Annotated in this window: 4 protein-coding genes; 1 reads left to right on the forward strand and 3 read right to left on the reverse strand. The window is 70.7% G+C overall.

Going from position 1 to position 5,095, the window contains the following annotated elements; genetic code table 11:
- On the reverse strand, window positions 1–698 hold a 698-nt coding region (locus ACZJYS_RS22550), incomplete at its 3' end, for a DUF599 domain-containing protein (RefSeq protein ID WP_493180401.1).
- Window positions 699–807: 109 nt separating this feature from the next.
- Between ACZJYS_RS22550 and ACZJYS_RS22555 the strand changes: the two genes are divergently transcribed.
- Entirely contained in the window at window positions 808–1,974 is a 1,167-nt protein-coding gene (locus tag ACZJYS_RS22555; protein ID WP_109515472.1) for an MFS transporter, read from the forward strand.
- Window positions 1,975–1,981: 7 nt separating this feature from the next.
- Here the strand turns inward: ACZJYS_RS22555 and ACZJYS_RS22560 are convergent, their stop codons facing one another.
- Window positions 1,982–3,418, reverse strand: a complete 1,437-nt coding sequence (locus tag ACZJYS_RS22560) for an alanine/glycine:cation symporter family protein (protein WP_109515286.1) — start codon at window positions 3,416–3,418, stop codon at window positions 1,982–1,984.
- A 183-nt stretch (window positions 3,419–3,601) separates the two neighbouring features.
- Window positions 3,602–4,816: an NADP-dependent isocitrate dehydrogenase gene (locus ACZJYS_RS22565; RefSeq protein ID WP_109515287.1), complete on the reverse strand. Its 1,215-nt coding sequence runs from the start codon at window positions 4,814–4,816 to the stop codon at window positions 3,602–3,604.
- Window positions 4,817–5,095 lie beyond the last annotated feature (279 nt).

The raw sequence follows: 5,095 nt of genomic DNA on the forward strand, positions 1-5,095 counted from the left end.
TCCGCGCGGGGTGGCTGGTCCGCCGGCTGGGCGAGGGCGTCGCGCACCACGGAGCGGAACTCGCGCCGGTGCAGTTCCCGCAGCACCAGCAGGCTGCTCAGGATCAGCGCCACGGGGTGCAGGATCCAGGCCAGCGCGGCCAGCCCGAAATAATAGGCGCGCAGCCCCGTGTTGAAGTGCCGCGCGGCGCGGTTGGCCACCTCGGCCGCCACCAGCGCCTGCGGGATGGCCGCCGCCGTGCGGTCCAGCCCACCCACGCAGATGCTGCAGTAGTTGAACTGCCGCAGCGCCCAGGTCAGCTCGAAGAAGGCGCGCACGAAGATGAAGATGAGCAGGAAGATCCGGATCTCCCAGGCCGCGTCGTCGGGCGGCACCTCGGCGAAGGGCACGGCGCCGAAGACGCGGCGGCCGAGATCCGGCGTGCCCAGTATCGCCACCAGCGCGCCGAGGATGAAGATGCTGGTGTTGGCCAGGAAGGAGGTGGAGGTCATCAGGTTGCCGATGATGCTGATATCGGCGATCCGGTTCTCCCGCTCCGGCACCTGCCGCATCCAGCGGCGGCGGTGCTCGTCCATCGCGGCGATGACGCTGCGGGCGCGGATGCTGGGCACCCGGTCCACCACGGCGGAATAGCCGATCCAGCAGGCGGTGAAGACGGCGAGGGCGAGCCAGTCGAGGGCGGTCAGCGGCAGGAGCATGACCCGCTGCATAGCATTGCCGTGACCCCTGCCGCAGCCCTCCAGGCGTGGCTTGTGGCGGGCGGCCTGGCGGGCGAAGCCAGGGCGCAACCATCCGCCGGGACCCTTCATGCCGATTCCCCCCGACCCGCGCGCGGCGCGGCTGGCCATCCGCCTTGTCTTCCTGGCCAATGGCGCAGTGCTGGCGGGCTGGGCGCCGCTGGTGCCGCTGGCCAAGGCGCGGCTGGGGCTGGATGAGGGGCAGCTCGGCCTGGTGCTGCTGGCGCTCGGCGCGGGCGCGATCCTGGCCATGCCGCTGGCGGGGATGCTGATCGCGCGGCATGGCAGCCGGGCGGTGAGCATCGCGGCCGGGCTGGCCTTCGCCGCGCTGCTGCCGCTGCTGGCGCTGGCGCCCGACTCGCCCGCGCTGGGGGCGCCGCTGCTGGCCCTGGCGCTGTTCGCCTTCGGTGCCGCCAACGGGCTGATGGACGTGGCGATGAACGCCCAGGCCGTGGCGGTGGAAGCGAAGGGCACGCGGCCCATCATGTCCTCCATCCACGGCATCTTCAGCATCGGCGGCCTGCTGGGGGCGGTCTCCGTCAGTCTGCTGCTGCGTGCCGGCCTCTCGCCGGTGGCGGCGGCGCTGGCTCTGGGCATGGCGGCCATGGCGCTGCTGGCGGCGCAGGCCCGCGCCCTGCTGCCGCGCGCCGAGGACCGGCCGGGCGATGGCCACGGCTTCGCCCTGCCGCGGGGGCCGGTGCTGGCCTTCGGGCTGCTCTGCTTCATCATGCTGCTGGCGGAGGGCTCGATGATCGACTGGAGCGCCGTCTACCTGGTGCAGCAGCGCGGCATGGAGGTGGCGCTGGCCGGGCTCGGCTTCGGCGCCTTCTCGGTGGCGATGGCGGCGGCCCGGCTTTCGGGCGATGCGCTGAACGCCCGGCTCGGGCCGGTGCGGCTGCTGCGGGGCGGGGCGCTGCTGGCGGCGCTGGGGCTGGCCGTGGTGGTGGTGCTGCCGCAGGCCTGGGGGGCGCTGCTGGGCTTCGTACTGGTGGGGCTTGGCATCGGCAATGCCGTGCCGCTGCTGTTCAGCGCCGCGGGCCGGCTGCCGGGGGTGGCGCCCGGCACCGCCATCGCCGCGGTGGCGACGCTGGGCTATGCCGGGCTGCTGGCCGGCCCGGCGCTGATCGGCTTCGCCGCGCGGCTCACCAGCCTGCCCGTGGCGCTGGCCGGGGTGGCGCTGCTGGTGCTGGCCGTGGCGGCGTGGGCCGGCATCGCGCGCAACGAGGCCGGCCGCTGAGGGGAGGCTACTCCTTCCCCTCCGCCGTGCGGCGGGACCAGATGGCGGTGTCGATGCGCGGCGCCACCTCCGGCATGCTCTGCGCCAGGAACACCGGCAGCTGGCCGGCTTTGCGCTGTTCCAGATAGTCGCGCGTCAGCCGTGCCACCTGGCCGGAGAGCAGCAGGATGGCGACGAGGTTGATGGTGGCCATCAGCCCCATCGAGGCATCGGCGGCGTTGAACACGCTGGCCACGCTCTCCATCGCGCCCCAGAACACCATGCCGAGCAGCGCCAGCCGCAGCACCGCGCGGCCCAGCCGGCCATTGCCGCCGAGGAAGGTGAGGGCGCTCTCGGCATAGGCGTAGTTGCCGATGATCGAGGTGAAGGCGAAGAAGAAGATGGCCACCGCCACGAAATAGGGGCCGGAGGCGCCGATATGCGCCTCCATCGCCGCCTGGGTGAGCTGGGTGCCGGTGGGGCCGCCGGCCGGGTCCAGCGTGCCGGAGAGCAGGATCAGCAGCGCCGTGGCGGTGCAGATCAGCAGCGTGTCGATGAACACGCCGAGCGCCTGCACGAAGCCCTGGCTCGCCGGGTGGTGCGGGTCGGGCGTGGCGGCGGCGGCGATGTTGGGGGCGCTGCCCATGCCGGCCTCGTTGGAGAACAGGCCGCGCTTCACGCCGTTCAGCATGGCGGCCGCCATGGCGCCGGCCACGCCGCCCGCCGCCGGCTCCAGCCCCAGCGCGCTGCGGAAGATGAGGCCGAGCATCGCCGGCACCTCGCCCGCATGGGACAGCACCGCGTAGAGCGCCACCGCCAGATAGGCCGCCGCCATGAAGGGCACCACCACCGAGGCCACGCGTGCGATCAGCCCGATGCCGCCGAAGATGATGACGCCCGAGAGCACCGCCAGCCCGAGCCCGGTGGCGGGCTTGGGCAGGCCGAAGGCGCCCTCCATGGCATCGGCGATGGAATTGGCCTGCACGGCGTTGAACACCAGCCCGAAGGAGAGGATGAGGCAGGCCGAGAACAGCGCCCCTGCCCAGGGCGCGCCGAGCCCGCGGGCGATGTAGAAGGCCGGCCCGCCGCGATACTGCCCCTCGCCATCGCGGATCTTGTAGAGCTGCGCCAGGCTGCTCTCGGCGAAGGCGGTGGCCATGCCGAGCAGCGCCACCAGCCACATCCAGAAGATGGCGCCGGGCCCGCCCAGCTGCAGCGCCACCGCCACGCCGGCGATGTTGCCGGTGCCGACGCGCGAGGCAAGGCTGGTGCACAGCGCCTGGAAGGGCGAGATGCCCGCGCGGTCCGCTGCGCGGGAGCCGCTGACGGCGCGCAGCATCTCGGGGAAGTGGCGGATCTGCAGGAAGCCGAGGCGCAGCGTGAAATAGGCGCCCACGGCCAGCAGGCCATAGATCAGGACATAGTCCCAGAAGAGGGTGTTCAGGAAACCGATGATGCTGTCCATGGCGCCGGCCGTTCCTCCCCGCGCGGGCGGAGGCGGCGGTATGCGCGCGGCCCGTCCCGGCTGAGGGATGAAGCGCACAGCCCGCGCTCGCGTTGCCCGCCGCCGCGGCGAAAGCGGCGGCCATGAAAAAGGGCGGGCGCCCTGGAGGCGCCCGCCCGCGTCAGGCCCGCAAGGGCGGGAGCCTCAGAGGCCCATCTTCTTCTTCAGGTTCTCGTCCAGCTTGGCCAGGAAGTTCTGGGTGTTCAGCCAGGGCTGGTCCTTGCCGATCAGCACGGCGAGGTCCTTCGTCATGTGGCCGCTCTCGACGGTCTCGATGCAGACCTGCTCCAGCGCGTTGGCGAAGTCGGTGACATCCTGGGTGCCGTCGAACTTGCCGCGATAGGCGAGGCCACGGGTCCAGGCGAAGATCGAGGCGATCGGGTTGGTGCTGGTCTCGCGGCCCTTCTGGTGCTCGCGGTAGTGGCGCGTCACCGTGCCATGGGCGGCTTCCGACTCAACCGTGTTGCCGTCCGGGGAGAGCAGCACCGAGGTCATCAGGCCGAGCGAGCCGAAGCCCTGCGCCACGATGTCGGACTGCACGTCGCCATCGTAGTTCTTGCAGGCCCAGATGTAGCCGCCTTCCCACTTCAGGGCGGAGGCCACCATGTCGTCGATCAGGCGGTCCTCGTAGGTCAGGCCGCGCTTCTCGAACTCGGCCTTGAACTCGGCGTCGTAGATGGCGCGGAAGATGTCCTTAAAGGTGCCGTCATAGGCCTTCAGGATGGTGTTCTTGTGGCTGAAGTAGACCGAGTAGTTGCGCGCCAGGCCGTAGTTGAAGGAGGCGCGGGCGAAGCCCTCGATCGACTTGCTCAGGTTGTGCTGCATCATCGCGGCACCGGCACCCTTGAAGTCGAACTGGCCGATCTCCTGCGGCTCGCCGCCCTCGGGGGTGAAGGTCATCTTCACCGTGCCGGCGCCCGGCACCTTCATCTCCACCGCGCGGTAGATGTCGCCATAGGCGTGGCGGCCGACGACGATCGGCTTCGACCAGTGCGGCACCAGGCGGGGCACGTTCTGGCAGATGATCGGCTCGCGGAAGATGGTGCCGTCGAGGATGTTGCGGATGGTCCCGTTCGGGGACTTCCACATCTTCTTCAGGCCGAACTCCTTCACCCGCGCCTCGTCGGGCGTGATGGTCGCGCACTTCACGCCCACGCCGTACTGCTTGATGGCGTTGGCGGCGTCGACCGTCACCTGGTCATCGGTCTGGTCGCGGTACTCGATGCCGAGGTCGTAGTACTTCAGGTCCACATCCAGGTAGGGGACAATCAGCTTGTCCTTGATGAACCCCCAGATGATGCGGGTCATCTCATCGCCGTCGAGCTCGACGACGGGGTTCTTCACCTTGATCTTGGCCATGCTGATCCTCGTCTGGACGCCTGCGTTCGCCGCCAGGGCCGCAGGAGAGGCGGCCGGGACATTCTGGCGACAGGGTGGCGCGGACAATCGCACCGGGCGCTGCACGGGGCAAGGGTGCCATGGGCCGATCCGGTGCCAGGGCGAGAGGGGCCAGGGCGAGCGGCGGACAACTGCCGGGGCCGGGGCGCGTTAAGGGGTTCCCGGACCCAATCCCGAACCCGGCAACAAGGAATTCCCGCGCATGAGCATCTTCGGCTCCATCCTGTCCAAGATCACGGG

It is taken from the genome of Roseomonas sp. TS2 (assembly GCF_058833935.1).